The organism is Methylibium sp. (assembly GCF_035762065.1).
Classification (GTDB): domain Bacteria; phylum Pseudomonadota; class Gammaproteobacteria; order Burkholderiales; family Burkholderiaceae_C; genus Methylibium.
Genome location: NZ_DASTPW010000020.1, coordinates 35945 through 58283 on the forward strand (window position 1 = coordinate 35945; position 22339 = coordinate 58283).

20 protein-coding genes and 1 pseudogene are annotated in these 22339 nt (G+C 70.8%); 17 read left to right on the forward strand and 4 right to left on the reverse strand.

Features of this window, described 5'->3' with window-relative positions:
- The first annotated feature begins 70 nt into the window (after window positions 1–70).
- The 3 genes from secD (at window position 71) to VFR90_RS06315 (ending at window position 5385) form a co-directional block, all read left to right on the forward strand.
- Complete coding sequence (gene secD / locus VFR90_RS06305) at window positions 71–1933, forward strand: protein translocase subunit SecD (RefSeq protein ID WP_326405250.1); 1863 nt, start codon at window positions 71–73, stop codon at window positions 1931–1933.
- A gap of 12 nt (window positions 1934–1945) precedes the next feature.
- On the forward strand, window positions 1946–2995 hold the full coding sequence (gene secF / locus VFR90_RS06310) for a protein translocase subunit SecF (RefSeq protein ID WP_326405251.1): 1050 nt from the start codon (window positions 1946–1948) through the stop codon (window positions 2993–2995).
- Window positions 2996–3090: 95 nt separating this feature from the next.
- Window positions 3091–5385, forward strand: coding sequence for a DUF1631 family protein (locus tag VFR90_RS06315; RefSeq protein WP_326405252.1), 2295 nt, complete (start codon window positions 3091–3093; stop codon window positions 5383–5385).
- Window positions 5386–5438: 53 nt separating this feature from the next.
- Here the strand turns inward: VFR90_RS06315 and VFR90_RS06320 are convergent, their stop codons facing one another.
- From VFR90_RS06320 to VFR90_RS06330, 3 genes are read right to left on the reverse strand one after another with little or no spacing between them, the layout of a single operon-like run.
- On the reverse strand, window positions 5439–5891 hold the full coding sequence (locus tag VFR90_RS06320) for a Smg family protein (protein WP_326405253.1): 453 nt from the start codon (window positions 5889–5891) through the stop codon (window positions 5439–5441).
- A 48-nt stretch (window positions 5892–5939) separates the two neighbouring features.
- Window positions 5940–7019, reverse strand: coding sequence for a DNA-processing protein DprA (gene dprA / locus VFR90_RS06325; protein ID WP_326405254.1), 1080 nt, complete (start codon window positions 7017–7019; stop codon window positions 5940–5942).
- Window positions 7020–7051: 32 nt separating this feature from the next.
- Entirely contained in the window at window positions 7052–8215 is a 1164-nt protein-coding gene (locus VFR90_RS06330; RefSeq protein WP_326405255.1) for a LysM peptidoglycan-binding domain-containing protein, read from the reverse strand.
- Window positions 8216–8468: 253 nt separating this feature from the next.
- Here VFR90_RS06330 and def point away from each other — a divergent pair, with 253 nt between their 5' ends.
- From def to VFR90_RS06385, 11 genes and pseudogenes are all read left to right on the forward strand, one after another.
- Entirely contained in the window at window positions 8469–8981 is a 513-nt protein-coding gene (def, locus tag VFR90_RS06335; protein ID WP_326405256.1) for a peptide deformylase, read from the forward strand.
- 28 nt (window positions 8982–9009) lie between these two features.
- A complete protein-coding gene (fmt, locus tag VFR90_RS06340; protein WP_326405257.1) occupies window positions 9010–9963 on the forward strand; it encodes a methionyl-tRNA formyltransferase in 954 nt (317 codons plus the stop codon).
- Window positions 9964–10028: 65 nt separating this feature from the next.
- Window positions 10029–10889, forward strand: coding sequence for a zinc metalloprotease HtpX (gene htpX, locus VFR90_RS06345; RefSeq protein ID WP_326405258.1), 861 nt, complete (start codon window positions 10029–10031; stop codon window positions 10887–10889).
- Window positions 10890–10947: 58 nt separating this feature from the next.
- Window positions 10948–11448: a hypothetical protein gene (locus VFR90_RS06350; protein ID WP_326405259.1), complete on the forward strand. Its 501-nt coding sequence runs from the start codon at window positions 10948–10950 to the stop codon at window positions 11446–11448.
- Between the two features lie 107 nt (window positions 11449–11555).
- Window positions 11556–12311 (forward strand): head GIN domain-containing protein, encoded by a 756-nt coding sequence (locus VFR90_RS06355; protein WP_326405260.1) that lies wholly within the window; start codon window positions 11556–11558, stop codon window positions 12309–12311.
- Window positions 12312–12366: 55 nt separating this feature from the next.
- On the forward strand, window positions 12367–13179 hold the full coding sequence (locus tag VFR90_RS06360; protein ID WP_326405261.1) for an AzlC family ABC transporter permease: 813 nt from the start codon (window positions 12367–12369) through the stop codon (window positions 13177–13179).
- Window positions 13176–13526 carry a branched-chain amino acid transport AzlD family protein gene (locus tag VFR90_RS06365; protein ID WP_414676497.1) on the forward strand — a complete coding sequence of 117 codons (351 nt, stop codon included), beginning with the start codon at window positions 13176–13178 and terminating at the stop codon, window positions 13524–13526. The genes VFR90_RS06360 and VFR90_RS06365 overlap by 4 nt, the downstream gene beginning before the upstream one ends.
- Before the next feature lie 57 nt (window positions 13527–13583).
- Complete coding sequence (locus VFR90_RS06370; RefSeq protein ID WP_326405262.1) at window positions 13584–14777, forward strand: phosphoglycerate kinase; 1194 nt, start codon at window positions 13584–13586, stop codon at window positions 14775–14777.
- 95 nt (window positions 14778–14872) lie between these two features.
- Window positions 14873–16303 (forward strand): annotated as a pseudogene (pyk, locus tag VFR90_RS06375) (pyruvate kinase).
- Window positions 16304–16489: 186 nt separating this feature from the next.
- Window positions 16490–17554, forward strand: a complete 1065-nt coding sequence (fba, locus tag VFR90_RS06380; RefSeq protein ID WP_326405263.1) for a class II fructose-bisphosphate aldolase — start codon at window positions 16490–16492, stop codon at window positions 17552–17554.
- A 14-nt stretch (window positions 17555–17568) separates the two neighbouring features.
- On the forward strand, window positions 17569–18483 hold the full coding sequence (locus VFR90_RS06385) for a phosphoribosylaminoimidazolesuccinocarboxamide synthase (protein WP_326405264.1): 915 nt from the start codon (window positions 17569–17571) through the stop codon (window positions 18481–18483).
- A 38-nt stretch (window positions 18484–18521) separates the two neighbouring features.
- Here VFR90_RS06385 and VFR90_RS06390 read toward each other — a convergent pair whose 3' ends face one another.
- Entirely contained in the window at window positions 18522–19490 is a 969-nt protein-coding gene (locus VFR90_RS06390) for a tetratricopeptide repeat protein (protein ID WP_326405265.1), read from the reverse strand.
- Window positions 19491–19632: 142 nt separating this feature from the next.
- Between VFR90_RS06390 and purE the strand changes: the two genes are divergently transcribed.
- Genes purE through VFR90_RS06405 form a run of 3 tightly spaced genes read left to right on the forward strand, consistent with a single transcriptional unit; the run spans window position 19633 to window position 22314 of the window.
- A complete protein-coding gene (gene purE, locus VFR90_RS06395; RefSeq protein ID WP_326405288.1) occupies window positions 19633–20100 on the forward strand; it encodes a 5-(carboxyamino)imidazole ribonucleotide mutase in 468 nt (155 codons plus the stop codon).
- The gene (locus tag VFR90_RS06400; protein ID WP_326405266.1) at window positions 20097–21302 is read left to right on the forward strand and encodes a 5-(carboxyamino)imidazole ribonucleotide synthase; all 1206 of its coding nucleotides are present in this window, start codon (window positions 20097–20099) and stop codon (window positions 21300–21302) included. Before purE ends, VFR90_RS06400 begins: the two co-directional genes overlap by 4 nt.
- A 7-nt stretch (window positions 21303–21309) precedes the next feature.
- Window positions 21310–22314 carry an L-threonylcarbamoyladenylate synthase gene (locus VFR90_RS06405; RefSeq protein ID WP_326405267.1) on the forward strand — a complete coding sequence of 335 codons (1005 nt, stop codon included), beginning with the start codon at window positions 21310–21312 and terminating at the stop codon, window positions 22312–22314.
- Window positions 22315–22339: the final 25 nt, after the last annotated feature.

Here is a 22339-nt window from a genome sequence, read left to right on the forward strand (position 1 = left end):
CACGGCGGACCCGAAGGCCGCGGCCACCTTCTCCGGAGGTGTCGCGGCTTTCGTTCGATGGGATGTTGCGATGAATCGCTTTCCGCTCTGGAAGTACGCGCTGCTGGCGCTGGCGCTGGTGATCGGCCTGGTCTACACGCTGCCCAACCTGTTCGGCGAGGCGCCGGCGGTGCAGGTGTCGAGCGGGAAGTCGACGGTGAAGGTCGATGCGGCGCTGGTGCCGCGCGTCGAAGAGGCCCTGAAGGCCGCCGGCGTGCAAGCCGACTTCGTGCAGTTCGAGGGCACCTCGGTGCGTGCGCGCTTCGACGACACCGACACCCAGCTCAAGGCCAAGGACGCGATCGCGAAGGCGCTGAACCCGGATCCGTCGGACCCGCAGTACATCGTCGCGCTCAACCTGCTGTCGCGCTCGCCGCACTGGCTGACCGCGCTGCATGCGCTGCCGATGTATCTGGGCCTCGACCTGCGCGGCGGCGTGCACTTCATGATGCAGGTGGACATGCAGGCCGCGCTGAAGCAGCAGCTCGACACCTACGTCAGCGATGCGCGCAACGCGCTGCGCGAGAAGCGGCTGCGCTTCGGCGGCATCACGCGCGAGGCCAACGGCCTGGCGGTCAACGTCGCCGACGCGGCGTTGGCCGAGGAAGCGCGCCGGGTGCTCGCGGAGCGTCTCGCGTCGCTGACCTGGACCACCGAGCCCGCCGCCGACGGCAGCGGCCAGCGGCTGGTCGGCCGGCTGACGCCGAAGGCCATCGCCGAGATCCAGTCTTCCACGCTCAAGCAGAACATCGAGACGCTGCACAAGCGCGTCAACGAGCTCGGCGTCGCCGAGCCGGTGATCCAGCAGCAGGGCGCCGACCGCGTGGTGGTACAGCTGCCCGGCGTGCAGGACACCGCGCGCGCCAAGGACATCATCGGCCGCACCGCGACGCTGCAGATCCGGCTCGTCGAGCCCGACACCGCGGTCGCCGCCGAGACCGTGCCGTCGCGCGAGCGCACCGGCGGCACGCGCATGGTCGGCCTCAAGCGCGAGGTCGTCGCGACCGGGGACCAGCTGAAGAACGCCTCGGCGACGATCGACCAGGACCAGCGGCCCGCGGTTTCGGTGCGGCTCGACGACGTCGGCGGTCGCGCGATGCGCGCGGTGACGCGCGAGAACATCGGCAAGCTGATGGCGATCGTGCTCTACGAGAAGGGCAAAGGCGAGGCGATCTCGGTCGCGACGATCCAGGGCGAGTTCGGCTCGGAGTTCCAGATCACCGGCAGCTTCACGCCGCAGGAGACGGCCGACCTCGCGCTGCTCACGCGCGCCGGCTCGCTGGCCGCGCCGATGGAGATCATCGAGGAGCGCACGATCGGTCCGAGCCTCGGCGCCGAGAACATCGAGAAGGGCTTCGACAGCGTGGCCTACGGCTTCGCCGCGATCGCCGTCTTCATGTGCGCCTACTACCTGCTGTTCGGCGTGTTCTCGACGCTCGCGCTCGCGCTGAACCTGCTGCTGCTGGTGGCGGTGCTGTCGATGCTGCAGGCGACGCTCACCTTGCCCGGCATCGCCGCGATCGCGCTCACGCTGGGCATGGCGATCGACGCCAACGTGCTGATCAACGAGCGCGTGCGCGAGGAACTGCGCGCAGGCAAGCCGCCGCAGCAGGCGATCCACCTCGGCTACGAGCATGCGTGGGCGACGATCCTCGACTCCAACATCACGACGCTGATCGCCGGCCTCGCGCTGCTGGCCTTCGGCTCCGGGCCGGTGCGCGGCTTCGCCGTCGTGCACTGCCTCGGCATCCTCACTTCGATGTTCTCGGCGGTGCTGTTCTCGCGCGGGCTGGTGAACCTCTGGTACGGCCGCAAGAAGAAGCTCAAGAGCGTGTCGATCGGTCAGGTCTGGCGGCCCGACGGCGCGGCGACGCCGCCCACCGCCGAAGCCTGAGCAGGAGCATCCATGGAGTTCTTTCGCATCCACCGCGACATCCCGCTGATGAAGCATGCGTTGATCTTCAACGTCATCTCCTTCGTCACCTTCGCGCTCGCGGTTTTCTTCATCGTCACGCGCGGCTTGCACCTGTCGATCGAGTTCACGGGTGGCACGGTCATCGAGGTCGCCTACAGCGAGCCGGCCGACATCGAGAAGAGCCGCGCCACCGTCGAGGCGCTGGGTTTCGGCGAGGTGCAGGTCCAGAAGTTCGGCACGTCGCGCGACGTGCTGATCCGCCTGCCGCTGCGTGAAGGCGTGAAGCAGTCCGAGGTCGTCGGCCGCGTGTTCGGCGCGCTGTGCCAGGCCGAGCGCGCAAGCGTCGAGTCGCGCAGCCTGCGCAGCGACAAGGGCGAGCAGATCGACCGCCAGATCTGCGTCGTCAAGGCCGAAGGCGCGGCCGAGCGAGAGCCGCTGACGCTGCAACGAAGCGAGTTCGTCGGCCCCTCGGTCGGCGCCGAACTCGCGCGCGACGGCGCGATCGCGCTGGCGGTCACGGTGATCGGCATCATGGTCTACCTCGCGTTCCGCTTCGAGTGGAAGTTCGCGGTGGCCGGCATCGTCGCGAACCTGCACGACGTGGTCATCATCCTGGGCTTCTTCGCCTTCTTCCAGTGGGAGTTCTCGCTCGCGGTGCTGGCGGCGGTGCTCGCGGTGCTGGGCTATTCGGTCAACGAGTCGGTGGTGATCTTCGACCGGATCCGCGAGGCCTTCCGCAAGTTCAGGAAGATGACGACGCCGCAGGTCATCGACCACGCCATCACCAGCACCATGAGCCGCACGATCATCACGCACGGCTCGACGCAGATGATGGTGCTGTCGATGCTGCTGTTCGGCGGCGCGACGCTGCACTACTTCGCGATCGCTCTGACGATCGGCATCCTGTTCGGCATCTATTCGTCGGTGTTCGTCGCCGCGGCGATCGCGATGTGGCTGGGTGTCAAGCGCGAAGACCTGATGAAAGCCGCGCCGCCGAAGGCCGGCGACCCCGACGATCCCAACGCCGGCGCCATGGTTTAGCGTCAGAATCCGCGCGAACGTCGCCGTCTCGAGGCCGCCCGCGTGCGGCCTCCTTCACACTTCCCCGACCAAACCCGAGCCCACGCCGCTGCGTCATGGCCCCTCCAGCCGCCTCGTTCGCCCTGGCCGCGCAAGCGAGGCGGGTCTATCTGGAGTCGTTGCTGCTCGCCTTGCCGCCGGCGGTGCGCGCGGTACTCGACGGCATGCACCGTCTGGCCAACGAGAAGGCCGATCCCCAAACGGCGCACAGGCGGCAGAACACCGCGCTCGATCTGATCCGCCCGGCGCCCGCCTGGCAGCAGCAGATGATCGATGCGTTCAACGCGATGCCGCGGCCAATGAAGCTGGGCCGCACCTCGATCGGCGCGGTGCCGGCCAGCAGCCTGAGCGCGCCCAGCCCGGCGCTGGAGCTGGTGTCCGACGACGCGATCGAGATCGAGATCCTCTCGTCGCGTCTCGCGCTCGCGATGACGGACAAGGCCTCCTGGGAATTCACCGACCTGTGCAGCCGCATGTCGTCGCTCGAGCAGCGCGACGAGCTCGAAAGCGACGACGTGCTGCGACCGCACGTCGTCGCGCGGGTGGTCATCGACAGCTGGCGCGGCGCCGGCCTGACGCTGGAGCACTGGAAGACCGCGCAGAAGGTGACGCACGAAACCTTCGGCGAACTGATCGAGGAGGCCTACCACGAGACCAACCGCTGGCTGCTCGGCGAAGGCGTGCGGCCCGAGATCGACCTGCGCCCGTTCATCCGCCGCTCGATCGGCGGGCACGTCGCGTCGATTCCGGTGACCACCGGCTTCGGCGACATCGTCGACACGCGGCGCGCCAACGTGGTGATCGGGGGGCCCAGCGGCATCAGCGTGGCCGAAGAGACGCGGCTGATGACGCGGATGAACAGCCTCGCGCGTTCCGTCGGCCACGCCGAGGCGGTGCTGGGCCGGCTCAACAAGCTGGTCGGCCGCCAGGTGCCGGCCTTCGCCGACACCGCCGAGTTGCCCGCCTCGCCGGAGTTCAAGCGCGCGATCGCCGATGCGCAGTCGAACATCCAGCGCCAGCTCACCAGCACCGGCCGCGACGAGCGCACGCCGCTGTCGACGCCGGCGATCCTCGGCGAACTGCAGCAGCGCAAGACGCAGCTCAAACAGGCGGCGACCACGCCGGTCGAGCGCGCGACGATCGAGATCGTCGCGCTGCTGTTCCAGAGCATCCTGACCGAAGAGAAGATCCCGGCGGTGGTGCGTGTGTGGTTCGCGCGCCTGCAGATGCCGGTGTTGCGCGTCGCGGTCAGCGAGCCCGACTTCTTCGCGACCACCGACCATCCGGCGCGCAAGCTGATCGACCGCATGGGCGCCTGCGTGATGGGCTTCGACATCAGCACGCGCGCGGCCGGCGACGCGCTGGACAAGGAGATCAAGCGCATCGTGCAGGTCGTCGAGGCCTACCCCGACACCGGCCGGCGCGTCTTCCAGACGGTGCTCACCGAGTTCGAGCGCTTCCTGGAGCACTACTTCCAGAACGAGAACGAGGCGACGCGCAAGGGCGTCTCGCTCGCGCAGCAGGTCGAGCAGCGCGAGACGATGGCGATCCAGTACACGATCGAGCTGCGCAAGATGCTCAACGAGGTGCCGGTGCAGGAGGGCGTGCGCGCCTTCCTGTTCCAGGTCTGGGCCGACGTGCTCGCGACGACCGCTCTGAAGTCCGGCGCCGCCAGCGAGGCGACACGCACGATGAAGCGGGCAGCGGCCGACCTGATCTGGTCGGCCAGCGCCAAGGTCTCGCGCGAGGAACGCGCCGACGTCATCCGCCGACTGCCGCCGTTGTTGAGGACGCTGCGCGAAGGCATGGCCGAGGCCGGGCTCGTCGCCGAGAAGCAGGACGAGCACATCAAGGCGCTGAACGATTCGCTCGCCGCCGCCTTCACCGCGAAGGCCGCGGCGATCCCTGCCGAGCGGCTCGACGAGCTGATGGCGCGGCTCGAGGACCTGGAGTCGATGCTGCCCGACGCCGAGGACATCACGATCGACGAGTCCATCGTGATGGACCTTTCGGGCCATGAGAGCTCGGAGCTGCAGATCGTCAGCGAAGGCGGCTCGATGCCGACGCCGGCGATGGTCGCCTGGGCGAAGGAGCTTCAGGTCGGTGGCTGGTACATGCTCGAGCACAACGACCGCATCGAGCCGGTGCAGCTCGCGTGGCACGGCTTGCGCAAGCAGTTGAGCCTGTTCGTCTCGCAACAGGGCCGCGGCTCGTTGTTCCAGCAGCACCGGCTTGCTTCGTACCTGCAGGCCGGCCTGCTGGTGCCGGCGCAGGACGAGGCACTGACAGTGCGCGCCACGCGCAGCGCGCTGGCCAAGCTCGACGCCGATCCGGGCCGACTCCTGAATTGAAGAGGCCGCCGGGGTTCAGCACCTCGGCGGCCTCTTCGATCGAGCGATGCGGTTCAGTGGATCAACCGATCCTCGTCATCGACGAACAGCTCGTCGAGGATCAGCGCATCGGGCTCCTCGCCAAGGCTCCAGAACACCATCAGCACGATGACCTTCAGGTCCTCGAGCGCAAGCGGCGCGTCGCTGACCGCCATCGCGCGATCGACCACCATCTCGCGCATCGGCGGGCGCAGGACGCCGGCCGATTCGAGGAAGCTGATGAAGCCGATCGAGGCCGATCCGAGCTTGGCCTGTTCACCCGGCGAATAGACGCGCAGCGCGCTCGAGTCGCGTGTCTCGGCGCAGTTGGCCGCAGCCTCGTTCAGGCCGGCCAGCCAGCCGAGCGCGTCTTCGATCTCCTCGTTCTCGAAACCGACCGCCGAGAGCTTGCGCGAGAGCTGCCGGTGGTCGGGACAGGCGTTCGCCTGCCAGTAGTTTTCGTAGAGGTAGACGAGGACTTCGAACATGCGGGCCAAGATAACACAGGGGTTTCGGTGCTCCGGCCCTTCCGGGTTTCAGGCGCGCACGACGCGCTGATAGCTTTGCCCAGGCAGCCGCGCGACGCGCCCGGCCAGCTCCAAATCGAGCAGCTTGGCACTCAAGGTGGCCGGCTCGATGCCGGTGCGCAGGCACAGTTGATCGAGCGTCGCCGCCTCGTGGCCGAGCGCAGCCAGCAGCGGGTCGTCGTCCATCGCCTCGGGCACGGGTGCAGGCGCGGCCTGTGGCGCGAGCTTCGGCTGCGCCACCCAGCGGAGTTCGTCGAGGATGTCCTCGGCGCGTTCGACCAGCTTCGCGCCCTGCTTGATCAGCGCATGGCAGCCGCGCGACTGCGGCGAGTGGATGGAGCCCGGCAGTGCGAACACCTCTCGGCCTGCCTCGACCGCGAGCCGCGCGGTGATCAGCGAGCCCGACGCCAGCGCCGCCTCGACCACCAGCGTGCCGCGCGCCAGCCCGGCGATCAGCCGGTTGCGCTGCGGGAAGTTCTGCGCGAGCGCCGGCATGCCGACGGGGAAGTCGCTGACGATCAGGCCCTCGCGCGCGATACGGTGCGCGAGCGTAAGGTGGCGCTTCGGGTAGACGCGGTCGAGCCCGGTACCGACGATCGCGATCGTCGAGCCCGGCCCTTCCAGGCCGCCCGCATGTGCCTTGCCGTCGATGCCGAGCGCGAGGCCCGAGACGATCGTCAGGCCGGCGCGGCTCATCGCCGCGGCGAACTGGCGCGCGTTCTCTTCACCCTGCGGCGTCGGGTTGCGGCTGCCGACGATCGCGATCGTCGGCGCATGGAGCAGTTCGACGCGACCGATCGCGTAGACGAGCAGCGGCGGGTCGGGCGCCTCGAGCCATGCCTGCGGATAGGCCGGATCGCCCAGCGCGAAGATGTGGCGCGGCGCATCGGCTTCGGCGGCGTCGAGCCAGGCACGGGTCGCGGCGAGCAGGCGGTCGAAGGCTTCGTCCGGCGCTTTGGTTGCCCCGACCCGCGCGACCGCCGCTTCGGCCGAGCCGTGCCGCACGAGCAATTGCCGCGCGGCTTCGCGCCCGATGCCGGGCGCTTCGGCGAGCCGCAGCCAGGCGGCGAGTTCTTCCGGCTCCAGCATCAGGCTGGAAGGAGTCGCGTCGTCGGCCCGAGTCAGGGTTCGGTGAAGCGATCGCCGCGCGAGACCGGCTCGTTGACGTTGAGGATCAGCGCGTAAGCCATCCGGTCGAAGACGCGGAAGACGAACAGCAGGCCGTGCCGCTCGTCGGGCAGGCGCACCGGCTGAGCGCGGCCGCCTTGCGTCGTGTCGCGCTCGAGCGCGCCGGCACGCCACAGCGCGAGCACGTGGCCGCGCTCGAGCCCGTCCCGCGCCCCCTTGTTCAACGCGACGATCTGGTTCTGGCCCGCGTTCAGCGCCTCTCCATAAACGCTGACGATGCGCCCGGCGACCGGCGCGCCGGGCGCGCGCGGCACGTAGGGCGAGTAGTCCTTGGCCTGCGAAGGCGCGAGGCGGTTGCCGACGTTCGCTTCGAGCCGGCTCTCGGCGATGCGGAAGGTCGCGGGCACCACCTCGCCCTTCTCGTTGGTCGTGCCTTCGCGTTCGTACTGCGCGGTCGCGACGTAGACGCCCTCGTAGCCCAGCACCGCCTCGGTGTCCGGATCCTTCAGCGGCTTCGGCTGCTGGAACACCGTCCATTCGCGCGCCGCGCTGACGTCGCCGCGCACATAGGCCGCATCGCCGCGACCGAGCAGCACGCGGCCCTCCTGCGTCGCGACGATCCGCGGCGCGCGTTCGAGGTCGTCGTTCTCGAAGATGACCGCATCGTTGAGGAAGCTTTCGATCGACTTCAGGGGCACCGCGGCGATCGGACCCGACGACGCCCCCGCGTCGCGCACCCGCGGCGAAAGCTTGACCGTTCCGCCCGGGCCCTGCGCGACGCGCAGACGCGCGCGGTCGCCGCTCTTGTCGAGCACCAGCAGCTGGCCGGGGTAGATGAGATGCGGGTTGCGGATCTGGTCGAGGTTCATGCCCCAGAGCTCGGGCCAGCGCCACGGGCTCCTGAGGAAAAGCTTGGAGATGTCCCACAGCGTGTCGCCGCGCTTGACCGTGTACTGATCGGGCGCGGTCGGCGAAAGCTCGGACAGCGCGACGCCGGTCTGCGCGACCTGCTGCGCGGTGCTGCGCTGCTTCGGCGTGATCGGGAAATTCGGTTCGGCGGCAAAAGCCGCGCTGCAGGCCAGCACGAGGGCGCAGACGGTGCCGAACGAGCGAAGCGGTGAGCGCCCAAGCCTCGCGGCGGTGGCAACGGGGGTCATCGTGCAAGTCATCGGGCTCTCTCCGTGGACGACGGCATGCTCCCGTCCGGCGCCCCATGTTTTATGCGAGGTCTCGTGCGGCATCGCCGCCGGCTTGCTCGCGCTTGCGCGAAAATCCTCACTTCGCTTCGAAGATTCTGCCGACAAAGCCTTGCTGTCGCAACGAAACCACCGGCCTGCGAGCCCGCACGAACGGTAGCCCTTCACGGCCTTCCGCGGCCCCGCGGGCAAGCGTCTCGCAGGCACCGATGCCATGACTCAGCTCGACATCCTTCGCTACCCCGACCCACGCCTGCACACGATCGCCAAGCCGGTGGCGGTGGTCGATGCGCGCATCCGCCAGCTCGCCGACGACATGCTCGAGACGATGTACGCCGCCGAAGGCGTCGGCCTCGCGGCGACGCAGGTCGACGTGCACGAGCGGCTGATCGTGATCGACGTCTCCGAAGGTCGCGACGAGCCGCTGGTGCTGATCAATCCGGAGCTCGTCGCCACCAGCGACGAGATGACGATGGGCGACGAAGGTTGCCTGTCGGTGCCGCAGATCTACGACAAGGTGCCGCGCCACGCGCGGGTGCGCGTGCGCGCGCTCGGCCGCGACGGCGAGCCCTTCGAGTTCGACGCCGACGGGCTGCTGTCGGTGTGCGTGCAGCACGAGATGGATCACCTCGTCGGCAAGGTCTTCGTCGAGTACCTGTCGCCGCTCAAGCGCAACCGCATCAAGACCAAGATGCTGAAGAAGGCGAAGGAGGAAGCCGGCGCCTGAGCGCGGCCTTCCCGCTTCGATCGACGCCGTGAGACTCGCCTTCGCCGGCACCCCGGAGTTCGCGCGCGTCGCGCTCGAACACCTGCTCGACGCGGGCTTCGAGCTGCCGCTGGTGCTGACGCAGCCGGACCGCCCCGCCGGGCGCGGCATGAAGCTGCAGGCTTCGCCGGTCAAGCAGCTGGCGCAGCAACGCGGCCTTGCCGTCGTGCAGCCCAAGAGCCTGAAGCTCGACGGCGCTCACCGTGCCGACGCCGAAGCCGCGCGCGCGGCCTTGAGCGACGCGCGCATCGATGCGCTGATCGTCGCCGCCTACGGCCTGTTGCTGCCGGCTTGGACGCTCGCGTTGCCGCCGCTCGGCGGCCTGAACATCCACGCCTCGTTGCTGCCGCGCTGGCGCGGTGCCGCGCCGATCCACCGTGCGATCGAAGCCGGCGACACGCAGACCGGCATCTGCATCATGCAGATGGACGAGGGCCTGGACACCGGCCCGGTGCTCGCCGCGCGTGCCGAGCCGATCCGTGCCGACGACACCACCGCGAGCCTGCACGACCGGCTGGCGCCGCTGGGTGCGCGGCTCGTCGTCGAGGTGCTGCGGCGTTTCGACGGCGGCGCGGCGCCACCGCCGCAAGGCCAGCCGGACGACGGCGTCAGCTACGCCCGCAAGATCGAGAAGCACGAGGCCCGCTTCGACTGGCGCGCCTCGGCCGAGGCGATCGAGCGCCGCGTGCGCGCCTTCGACCCCTTCCCAGGCGCCAGCTTCGAGTGGCGCGGCGAGACGCTGAAGCTCTGGCGCGCCGAAGTCGTCGAAGCCTCGGGCGTGCCGGGTCAGGTGATCGCCGGCGGTGCCGAGCCGGTGGTGGCCTGCGGGCGCGGCGCGTTGAAGCTGCTCCAGGTGCAGCGCGCCGGCGGACGCCGCATCGCCGCACGCGAGCTGTTCGAGTCGTACCCGCCCTCGGTCGGCGCGCCGCTCGCCGTCCCTTGAACTCGCGCGGCCGGCCGGCATCTACGCCGGGCGCCGACGTGGCGTGGCTCGAAGGACCTTGCGTCATGTTCAATCTGGTGAAGACCGCCGTGCTGATGGCCGCGATCACGGCGCTGTTCATGGCGATCGGCGCGGTGCTGGGCGGCCGGCAGGGCATGGCGATCGCGCTGGTCGTCGCGCTCGGCATGAACTTCTTCAGCTACTGGTTCAGCGACAAGCTGGTGCTGCGCATGTACAACGCCCGCGAGGTCGATGCGAGCAGCGCGCCGGCGTTCTACCGGATGGTCGCCGAGCTGGCCGAGCGCGCCGGGCTGCCGATGCCGCGCGTCTACCTGATCGACGAGAACGCGCCGAACGCCTTCGCGACCGGCCGCAATCCGGCCAACGCCGCGGTCGCCGCGACCACCGGCATCCTGCGCGTGCTCAGCGAACGCGAGCTGCGCGGCGTGATGGCGCACGAGCTCGCGCACGTGAAGCACCGCGACATCCTCATCAGCACGATCAGCGCGACGATGGCCGGCGCGATCTCGATGCTCGCCAACTTCGCGATGTTCTTCGGCGGCCGCGACAGCGAAGGCCGGCCCACGAACCCGTTCGCGTCCATCGCGGTGATGCTGCTCGCGCCGCTGGCCGCAAGCCTGATCCAGATGGCGATCAGCCGCGCCCGCGAGTTCGAGGCCGACCGCGGCGGCGCCGAGATCTCCGGCGATCCGGCCGCGCTCGCGAGTGCGCTGGAAAAGATCCACGCCCACGCGCAACGCGGCCGGCCGCTCGGCGCGACCGAGCGCCACCCCGAAACCGCGCAGATGATGATCATGAATCCGCTCTCGGGCGGCGGCCTGCGCGGGCTGTTCAGCACCCACCCTTCGACCGAGGAGCGGGTCGAGAAGCTGATGCGGATGGCGCGCGCCGGCGTCGCCGTCTGACGCGGAGCCCGGCGGCCGCGGGCTCAAGTCCGCCGCCGGCCGGCCGATACAGGGCGCCATGAGTGCGTCCCTGGTCCCGATCCCCGCGTCGCTGCGCCGAACGGCCACGGCCCTCGCCGTCGTGAGCGCCGCGCTGGTGGCCGGCTGCGACCTGACCGGCGCGGAAGCCGCAGAGAAAGCCACCGCGCAGCGCGAAGCCGACGGCAAGGCCGTCGGCAGCGCGTGCCGCCACGCCGGCCGGGCCATCGAGGACTGCTACGCGCTGAACCCGAAAGCGCAGCGCGCGGCGATCTTCGCCGGCTGGCGCGAGATGGACGAGTACATGCGCGAGAACAAGCTCGAAGCCGTCGCGCCGAGCGCGCCCGCGCCGTCCGCGAAGGCGGAACGGGCCGACAAGGCCGAACGCGCCGACAAGCTCGCCGACGGCTCGGGCGGCAAGCTCGAAGCCCGCCCCGCGCGCGCCGAGAAACGCGCCGTCGAGCCGCCGTCGGCCGAGGTCGGCACCGGCCGCGTCGAGCTGCCGCCGAAGCCGCGGGTGGTGCGCCCCGAGCCCGGCTGAAGCCGCGCGCGGCTGGCCGGTCGGCGCGGGCGGCGGTCTGTCGCGCCGCGCTCGCCTTCGCCCGCGCGCGCGGGCGAGACTGCGGTCTGCCCGCTTCCCAAGCCGCCATGCCTGCCTCGCCCCCCTCTTCAGCGCGCCGCCTGCTGCTGGCTGCCGTCTTCGTCGCCGCCTCGATGCCTGCGGCAAGCTGGAGCCAGCCGGCCCGCCTGGTCGCAAGCGGCAAGCCGGCCAGCGAGCGCCGCGAACTCGCGGACTTCCGCGCGCTGCACCTGAAGGCCGACTTCAAGGTCGTCGTCGAGCCGGGCGGCGGGCCAGGTGTCGAGCTGCGCGGCGACGACAACCTGCTGGGCGCCGTCGAGACCCGCATCGTCGAGGCCGAAGGCAGCCCGCGCACGCTGGAGCTGCGCTGGCGCGACGGCGTCTCGGTCGCGGGCAAGCGGCCGGTGACGGTCGTCGTCGGCGCCACGCAGCTCGGCGCGATCGCGATCTCGGGCTCGGGCCATGTCGAAGGCCGCGGCCTGGCCGGCGACTCGCTTGCGCTGGCGGTCGCCGGTTCGGGGGCGATCGAACTCAAGGCGATCCAGCAGGGCGAGGTCACCGTCACGATCGCGGGCAGCGGCGACGTCGAGCTCGAGGGCCGCGCGAGCCGGCTCAGCGCCAGCATCGCCGGCAGCGGCGAGGTCGAGGCCGAAAGGCTCGAGGCCGACACCGTGGCGGTCAAGATCGCCGGCAGCGGCGACGCTTCGGTGCTCGCCCGGCAGAGCCTGGCGGTGTCGATCGTCGGCAGCGGCAACGTCAGGCACCGGGGCGCGGCGACGCCCGAGGTCTCGATCGCCGGCAACGGCAAGGTCAGCCGGCGCTGAGCGCGCCGCGGCGCCGCGCCGGCCCGGCGCGAGGGCGGTGGGACAATCCGCCGCGATGTCCCCGTCTGCGCTCTCCCTGCGCGCCACGCTCGCGCATCCTGCTTATCGTGAAGCGGTCCGCGAGATGTCCGGCGTCTCGCTCGGCATCGCTGCGTGGGGGCTCGTGACCGGCGTGGCGATGGTCAAGAGCGGCCTCGGCGTGCCGCTCGCGCTGCTGATGAGCTTCACCGTCTACGCCGGCAGCGCACAGCTTGCGACGCTGCCGCTGATCGCGCTCGGCGCGCCGATCTGGGTCATCTGGACGACGGCCTTCTGCGTCAACCTGCGCTTCGTGATCTTCAGCGCGCAGTGGCGGCCCTACTTCATGCGCTACCGGCTGCGCGCGCGGCTGCTGCTCGGCTACGTGGCCGGCGACATCAACTACGTGCTGTTCATGAAGCGCTTCGCCGAGCCGGGCGGTGCGCCGCCGAAGTCGGCCGACGGGCAGATCGAGTACTTCCTCGGTGGCGCGAGCGTGAACTACCTTGCGTGGCAGGTGCCGTCGGTGCTCGGCATCCTGCTGGCCGACGTGATCCCGACGCACTGGGGGCTGGCCTTCGCCGGCACGCTGGCGCTGCTCGGGCTGACGTACTCGCTGGTGTCCGACCGCGCGACGGTGATCGCGGCGGTCGTCGCCGGCGCCGCGGCGGTGGCCGCCTTCGCGCTGCCGTTCAAGCTGCACATCGTCGTCGCGATCGCCGCGGCGGTCTGCGTCGGCCTGTTCATCGACGGCGACGGCGACGCCAGCCGCCGCCTGCGCGCCTGGCTCGAGCGTCGCCCGGACACCGGGCCGCCGGCCGGCAGAACCGAAGCGAGGTGTGCGCAATGACCGGGTTGCCGATGAGCACCGGCGAGATCCTGCTGACCTTCGCCGGCCTGACCGTGATCACCGTCGTCACGCGCTGCTTCTTCTTCCTGTCCGAGCGCGAGCTGGTGCTGCCCGCCTGGGTGCAGCGTGGGCTGCGCTACGCGCCGCTGGCCGCGCTGGCGGCGGTGGTGGTGCCCGAGATCACGATGAGCGCCGGCCGCTTCGTCACCGAGCCCTGGCTCGATCCGCGCACCTACGCCGCGGCGGCCGGCAGCGCCTGGTTCTTCTGGCGGCGCGGCATCCTCGGCACGATCGTCGTCGGCATGGCGGTGCTGCTGGTGCTCAAGCTCGGCTTCGGGCTCGGCTGATGCCGCGGCCGCGCGCTGCGCGGCGGTTCCACGTTTTTCTGATCGAAGGAGCAAGGATTGAAGGTTTTGCGTCTCGCCGATCTCGCATCGCAAGGCAGGCTGGCCGGGCAGCGGGTGTTCATCCGCGCCGATCTCAACGTCCCCCAGGACGATGCGGGTCGCATCACCGAGGACACCCGCATCCGTGCTTCGGTGCCCTGCATCGAGCTGGCGCTGAAGGCCGGCGCGGCGGTGATGGTGACCTCGCACCTCGGCCGGCCGACCGAGGGGCAGTTCAAGCCGGAGGACTCGCTCGCGCTGGTGGCCAAGCGCCTCGGCGAGCTGCTGGGCCGCGAGGTGCCGCTGATCGCGAACTGGGTCGACGGCGTCGAGGTGCGGCCGGGCCAGGTCGTGCTGCTCGAGAACTGCCGCCTGAACAAGGGCGAGAAGAACAACGACGAGGCGCTCGCCAGGAAGATGGCCGCGCTGTGCGACGTGTTCGTGCACGACGCCTTCGGCACCGCGCACCGCGCCGAAGCCTCGACCCACGGCATCGCGCAGTTCGCGAAGACCGCCTGCGCCGGCCCGCTGCTCGCCGCGGAGATCGACGCGATCTCGAAGGCGCTGGCGGCCCCGAAGCGGCCGCTGGTGGCGATCGTCGCCGGCTCGAAGGTCAGCACCAAGCTCACGATCCTGAAGAGCCTGGCCGAGAAGGTCGACGGCCTCGTCGTCGGCGGCGGCATCGCGAACACCTTCATGCTCGCGGCCGGGCTGCCGATCGGCAAGAGCCTCGCCGAAGCGGACCTCGTGAACGAGGCCAAGTCGGTGATCGAAGCGATGGCCGCGCGCGGCGCCGCGGTGCCGATCCCCGTCGACGTGGTCGTCGCGAAGCGCTTCGCGGCCGATGCCGAAGCGACGGTGAAGGACAGCGCCGACGTGGCCGACGACGACCTGATCCTCGACATCGGCCCGAAGACCGCCGCGCTGCTGGCGGCGCAGTTGAAAGCCGCCGGCACGATCGTCTGGAACGGCCCGGTCGGCGTGTTCGAGTTCGACGCCTTCGCGCACGGCACCGAGACGGTCGCGCGCGCGGTCGCGGAGAGCGCGGCCTTCAGCATCGCCGGCGGCGGCGACACGCTGGCCGCAATCGCGAAGTACGGCATCGAGCGCGACATCGGCTACATCTCGACCGGCGGTGGCGCCTTCCTCGAAGTGCTCGAAGGCAAGACGCTGCCGGCCTTCGAGATCCTCGCGAAGCGCGCGGCCGCCTGAACACCGTCGCGAAGCGACGACATCGAACGAAAACACGAAAGCCCGAGACCATGAGCAGCCTGCCGCCCCCGACGCCCCGCCCGCGCAACGCCGGCATGCCGCGCGCCACCAAGATCGTCGCGACGCTGGGGCCGGCGTCCTCCACGCCCGAGGTGCTGGAGAGGATGATCCGCGCGGGCGTCGACGTGGTGCGGCTGAACTTCTCGCACGGCAGCGCGCAGGACCACATCGCGCGGGCGCAGCTGGTGCGCGAGGTCGCGGCGAAGGCGCACAAGGAGGTCGCGATCATGGCGGACCTCCAGGGCCCGAAGATCCGCGTCGGCAAGTTCGCCGAGGGCAAGGTGATGCTCGAGCCGGGCGCGGCCTTCGTGCTGGACGCGGCGCGCAGCGAGCCGGGCGACGTGAACGCCGTGGGGCTCGACTACAAGTCGCTGCCGCGCGACGTGAAGCCGGGCGACACGCTGCTGCTCAACGACGGCTTGATCGTGCTGGTCGTCGACCACATCAGCGCGGAGCAGGTGCACACCTTCGTGAAGGTCGGCGGCGAGCTGTCGAACAACAAGGGCATCAACAAGCAGGGCGGCGGGCTCACCGCGCCGGCGCTGACCGCGAAGGACATGGAGGACATCAAGACCGCGATGTCCTTTCAGTGCGAGTACCTCGCTGTGAGCTTTCCCAAGAGCGCGACCGACATGGAGATGGCGCGCCAGCTCGCGAACGTCGCGGGCGAGGCGTATCGGCACAAGCCGGCGCTGATCGCGAAGATTGAGCGCACCGAGGCGGTGGCGGCGCTGGAGTCGATCCTGAAGGCGAGCGACGGGATCATGGTCGCGCGCGGCGATCTGGCGATCGAGGTCGGCAACGCCGTGGTGCTGGCGCTGTAGAAACGCATGATCAAGCTGGCGCGCGAGCTCGACCGCGTCGTGATCACAGCGACGCAGATGATGGAGTCGATGATCGTCAACCCGGTGCCGACGCGGGCCGAGGTCAGCGACGTCGCCAACGCGGTGCTCGACGGGACCGACGCGGTGATGCTCAGCGCCGAGACCGCGGCCGGCAAGTACCCGGTCGAGACGATCGAGCAGATGGCCGCCATCGCGATCGAGGCCGAGCGCGCCGAGGAAGTGACGCTGGACGCGGACTTCACGTCGAAGCGCTTCGGCCGCATCGATCAGAGCATCGCGATGGGCGCGCTGTTCACGGCCCACCACCTGGGCTGCCGGGCGATCGTCGCGCTGACGGAGTCGGGCTCGACCGCGCTGTGGATGAGCCGGCACAAGATCCACGTGCCGATCTACGCGCTGACCTCCCAGCCCGGCAGCCTGCGTCGCATGAGCCTGTACCGCAACGTCAGGCCGATGCTGATGCCCTCGCTGAACGACCGCGACCAGGCGCTGGCGGAGGCGGAGACCCTGCTGGTGCGCCGCGGCGTGCTGAGGCCGGGCGATACGTATGCGATCACTTGCGGCGAGCCGATGGGTTACCCGGGCGGCACGAACATGATGAAAGTTTGCAGAGTTGGATGACTCTGCGAACTTCGGCGAAGCCGAAGTCTGTCGAGTGGGCTGACTCGCCCGAGCCAGGGGGGCGTCGCTACGCTTCGCGGCGGAGCGGCCGCCTAAACTTCGGGCACTGCGCCGCCCGGCTCGCGACCGTCTTGGTCCGCCGATTGCCCCCGCGCCACCGCATTCCCTCGACTTCGGAGTTCCACCATGCCCCTCGTCTCCATGCGCCAGTTGCTCGACCACGCCGCCGAGCAGGGCTACGGCATCCCGGCGTTCAACGTCAACAACCTCGAGCAGGTGCAGGCGGTGATGGAGGCGGCCAAGGAAGTCGGCGCGCCGGTCATCCTGCAAGCCAGCGCCGGCGCGCGTAAATACGCTGGCGAAGCCTTCATCAAGCACCTGATCCAGGCCGCGATCGAGGCCTACCCGACGATCCCGCTGGTGATGCACCAGGACCACGGCCAGAACCCCGACGTCTGCAAGGGCGCGATCGACCTGGGTTTCAGCTCGGTGATGATGGACGGCAGCCTCGAGGCCGACGGCAAGACGATCGCGAGCTACGACTACAACGTCGACGTGACGAAGAAGGTCGTGGACATGGCGCATGCGCTCGGCGTCACCGTCGAAGGCGAGCTCGGCTGCCTCGGCTCGCTCGAGACGATGAAGGGCGACAAGGAAGACGGCCACGGCACCGACGCCACCATGACGCGCGAACAGCTGCTGACCGACCCGGAGCAGGCCGCCGACTTCGTCAAGAAGACGCAGCTCGACGCGCTGGCCATCGCCATCGGCACCAGCCACGGCGCCTACAAGTTCACCCGCAAGCCGACCGGCGACATCCTGGCGATCGACCGCATCAAGGAGATCCACCGCCGCATCCCGAACACGCACCTGGTGATGCACGGCTCGTCGAGCGTGCCGCAGGAGCTGCTCGAGCAGATCCGCCAGTACGGCGGCCAGATGAAGGAGACGTATGGCGTGCCGGTCGAGGAGATCCAGCACGCCATCAAGTTCGGCGTGCGCAAGATCAACATCGACACCGACATCCGCCTCGCCATGACCGGCGCGGTGCGCGAATTCATGGCAAAGAACCCGGAGAAGTTCGACGCGCGCGAATGGCTGAAGCCCGCGCGCGAGGCCGCGAAGAAGATCTGCCGCCAGCGCTACGTCGAGTTCGGCTGCGAGGGCCAGGCCGGCAAGATCAAGGGCGAGAGCCTGCAGGTCGTCGCCGGCAAGTACGCGAAGGGCGCGCTCGCGCAGGTGGTCGCCTGATCCCCGGGGCTGCCGTGGGTACCAGCGCGCCGCTGCTGCAGTCGTCGATCGCCTCGCTGCCGCTGGTCGCGCGCGGCAAGGTCCGGGACAACTACGCGGTCGGCGCGGAGCGGCTGTTGATGGTCGCGAGCGACCGCTTGAGCGCCTTCGACGTGGTCATGGGCGAGCCGATCCCCGGCAAGGGCGAGCTGCTGACGCAGATGGCGCTGTTCTGGTTCGAGCGGCTCGGGCGGATCGTCCCGAACCATCTGACCGGCGATGCGCCGGAGAGCGTCGTCACGCCGGCCGAGCGGGCGCAGGTCGCGGGCCGCTCGATGCTGGTCAAGCGGCTGACGCCGGTGCCCATCGAGGCGGTGGTGCGCGGCCACCTCGCCGGCTCGGGCTGGAAGGAATACCGCGACAGCGGCAGCGTCTGCGGCGTCGAGCTGCCGAAGGGCCTGGGCAACGCCGCGAAGCTGCCCGAGCCGATCTTCACGCCGGCAACCAAGGCCGAGGCCGGGCACCACGACGAGAACATCTCCTTCGACCAGGCCGCCTTCCTGATCGGCCGCCCGCTGGCCGAGCAGATCCGCGACATCTCGATCCGGCTGTACGAGGAAGCCGCCGCCTACGCCGCGACGCGCGGTCTCGTCATCGCCGACACCAAGTTCGAGTTCGGCCTGGACGCCGACGGGCAGCTCACGCTGATGGACGAGGTGCTGACGCCGGACTCGTCGCGCTACTGGCCGGCCGACGGCTGGGCCGAGGCGGTCACCACGGGCACCAACCCGCCGAGCTTCGACAAGCAGTTCGTGCGCGACTGGCTGGAGGCGGTGCGCGTCGACGGCCAGCCCTGGAACAAGCAGGCGCCGGCGCCGGCGCTGCCGGCCGAGGTGGTCGAGCGGACGGCGGCGAAGTACCGCGAAGCGTTCGAGCGGCTGCGCGGCTGAAAGCCGGGCGGCTTCGGGCGACGCGCGGCTGAGCCGCGTCAGAACAGCGCCATGCTGAGCTTGCGCCGGTAGGCATCGACGACGGGATCGGTCGGCACCACGGTCGCCTTGCCCGCCAGCTCCAGCGTGCCGGTCTTCGCGGTCGCCGCCGCGGCCTTCGGCACCGGCTTCGTCATCAGCTCGAGGATCGCGACGTAGAGCTTGCGGGCGCGCTGGTCGCCCCACTCCTTGTCGCGCATCAGGATCTCGAGCAGCTCGTCCATCGCCTCGGTCGGGTGGCCGCCGGCAAGCTGGCGTTGGGCGCGTTCGAAGCGGGCGTCGAAGTCGCGCTTGTTGGCGGCGATGGCGGCGGCCAGCGCGTCGGTGCCGCGGCCGCGGGCCGCGGCCGCATGCGCTTCGAGCAGCATGCCGAGCGCCGCGGCGCGCGCATCGACCGGCAGGCCTGCCCGTGCGTTCGCGTCGGCCTTCTGCGCCAGCGGCTCGTGATGGCGCTGCGCGTCCTCCAGCCGCTTCGCGTCGATCAGCTGCTTGACGAGCTCGGCCCGGATCGCGTCGTCGCCGGGCGCGGTCGCGAGCGCGTGTTCGAGCTTCTCGATCGCCGCCGTCGTGTCGCCCTCGGCCGCGAGCTGCTCGGCCTCTTCGGCTTCCTCCTCGGCTTCCGCCGCGTCGGCGCTCGGCACGTGCTTGTCGAGGAAGGCGCGGATCTGCGCTTCGGGCAGGGCGCCGACGAAGCCGTCGACCGGCTGGCCGCCGACGAACATCACGCAAAACGGGATCGAGCGCACGCCGAAGGCCTGGCTGAGCTGGCCGGCGATCTCGGGCTCCTCGTCGCTGTTGAGCTTGGCGAGCAGGAAGCGGCCGGCGTAGGCGGTTTCCAGCTTCTCGAGCACCGGGCTCAGCGACTTGCACGGCCCGCACCAGGGCGCCCAGATGTCGAGCAGCACCGGCGTCTGCACCGAGGCGCGGATCAGTTCGGGTTCGAAGTTCTCGAGGGTGATGTCGATCATCGTGAGGTCCGTGGAGGACGAGGCGTCGCGGCCTTCGCCGAAAGGCCGGCTCCTACAATTCGCGCCTTCGCCGAGGTGGCCGAGACGAGGAGTGACGGTGGTTGCAGCGACGCCGCAGGCGCAGCCGGTGGTCGGTGTGGTGATGGGCTCCGCGAGCGATTGGGAGGTCATGCAACACGCCGTCGCGATTCTCACCGAGTTCGCCGTGCCCTTCGAGGCGCAGGTGCTGTCGGCGCACCGCATGCCCGACGAGATGTTCCGCTACGCCGAAGCCGCGCGCGGCCGCGGTCTCGCGGCGGTGATCGCCGGCGCCGGCGGCGCCGCGCACCTGCCGGGCATGCTGGCCGCGAAGACCACGGTGCCGGTGCTCGGCGTGCCGGTGCCCGGCAAGCACCTGCAAGGCGTCGATGCGCTGCACAGCATCGTGCAGATGCCCAGGGGCGTGCCGGTCGCCACCTTCGCGATCGGCGCGGCCGGCGCGGCGAACGCGGCGCTGTTCGCGGTGGCGCTGCTCGCGCGCGGCGACGAGGCGATGCGCGCGAAGCTCGACGACTTCCGGCGTCGCCAGCACGAGACCGCCCTCTCGCAGACCGCTGAGCTGCGCCCGTGACCGCCTTCAAGACGATCCTGCCCGCGGCCAGCGACGCGGGCGCCCAGGCGACGACGCTCGGCGTGATGGGCGGCGGCCAGCTCGGCCGCATGTTCGTGCACGCCGCGCAGCGCCTGGGCTACTTCACCGCGGTGCTCGACCCCGACGTCGCGAGCCCTGCCGGCCTCGTCTCGCACGTGCACGTGCAGGCCGACTACCTCGACGAACAAGGCCTTGCGCAGATGCTGCGGCGCTGCGCGGCGATCACCACCGAGTTCGAGAACGTCCCGGCGGGCGCGCTCGCGACGCTGGGCGCGCACCTGCCGACGGCGCCCGGCGCCGAGGCGGTCGCGGTGTGCCAGGACCGCGCCAAGGAGAAGCGGCACTTCCTGCGCTGCGGCGTCGACTGCGCGCCGCATGCGCCGGTCGAAACCGAAGGGCAGCTGGCCGCGGTCGACGCGAGCCTGCTGCCGGGCATCCTCAAGACCGCGCGGCTCGGCTACGACGGCAAGGGCCAGGTCACGGTGCGCACGCGCGACGAACTCGCGGCGGCCTGGGACGCGCTCGGGCGCGTGCCCTGCATCCTCGAGCGGCGGCTCGCGCTGGCGTTCGAGATCAGCGTGATCCTCGCGCGCGGCGCCGACGGCACCACGGTCGAGCTGCCGGTGCAGCGCAACCTGCATCGCGACGGCGTGCTCGCGGTGACCACCGTGCCGGCGCCCGGCGTCGACACCGCGCTCGCGGCGCAGGCCGTCGACGCGGCCCGGCGCATCGCCGCCGGGCTGCATTACGTCGGCGTGCTGTGCGTCGAGTTCTTCGTCCTCGACGAGGCCGCGGCGGGCGCCCGCCTCGTCGCCAACGAGATGGCGCCGCGCCCGCACAACTCCGGCCACTACAGCCTCGACGCCTGCGACGTCTCGCAGTTCGAGCTGCAGGTGCGCTGCATGACCGGCCTGCCGCTGGTCGCGCCGCGCCTGCACGCGCCGGCGGTGATGCTCAACCTGCTCGGCGACCTCTGGTTCGCCGCGGACGGCACCGAGCGCACGCCCGCCTGGGCCGGCGTGCTCGCGCTGCCCGGCGCGCATCTGCACCTGTACGGCAAGAGTTCCGCACGGCGCGGCCGCAAGATGGGCCACCTGACGCTGACCGCGGCGACGCCCGAGGCGGCGCTCGCCGTCGCGCGGCAGGCGGCGCAGATCCTCGGCCTGCCGGCGCCGGGCTGATCCCGCGATGACCCTCCTCGACGGTCGCTCGGCCGCGGCGGTGCGGCAGGCGGCGCAGGCGATCGCCGCGGGCGAGCTGGTCGCCTTCGCGACCGAGACGGTCTACGGCCTCGGCGCGCGCGCCGACGACGACGCGGCGGTCTCGAAGATCTTCGCGGCGAAGTCGCGGCCGAGCGCGCATCCGCTGATCGTCCACCTCGCGCAGGCGAGCGGCGCCGAGGCTTTCGCGACGGTCGTGCCGCCGCTCGCGCAGACGCTGGTCGATGCGTTCTGGCCCGGCCCGCTGACGCTGATCCTGCCGCGCCGGCCCGAGGCGGCGCTTGCCGCGGCAGGCGGCCAGCCGAGCATCGGCCTGCGCTGCCCTTCGCATCCGGTCGCTCGCGCGCTGCTCGGCGAAGCGGCCGCGCTCGGCGTGAGCGGCATCGCCGCGCCGAGCGCCAACCGGCACGGCCGGGTCAGCCCGACACGCGCCGCGCACGTCGCCGCCGAGTTCGGCGCCGGGCTGCTCGTGCTCGACGGCGGCGACTGCGAGCTGGGCATCGAGTCGGCGATCGTCGACGTCTCGCGCCTGGACGAGCGCGGCCCCGTGCTGCTGCGCCCCGGCTCGCTCGGTCGCGCGCGCCTCGAAGCCGCGGCCGGCTGCGCGCTGCTCGACGCCGATGCCGGCGCCCCGCGTGCGCCGGGCACGCTCGCCTCGCACTACGCGCCCCGCGCGACGCTGCGGCTGATGTCGGCCGCGGCCTTGCGCAAGGCTTTCGAGCTGCTGCCGCTCGATGCGATGCCGAAGGAGAAGCGCGGAACGCTGGCGGTATATTGCCGCTCGGTCGAGCCGCCGAAGCGGCTCGCGCAACGCCGGATGCCGCAGGACCCCGCCGCTTGCGCGCACGAGCTCTTCGCCGTGCTGCGGGCCTTCGACGACGAAGGCGCGCAGCTTCTCTGGGTCGAAGAGCCGCCGGCCGATCCGGCCTGGGAGGGCGTGGCCGACCGGCTGCGGCGGGCCGCCGCGGCTTGAATCCCGCCCACCACCCATCCGATCC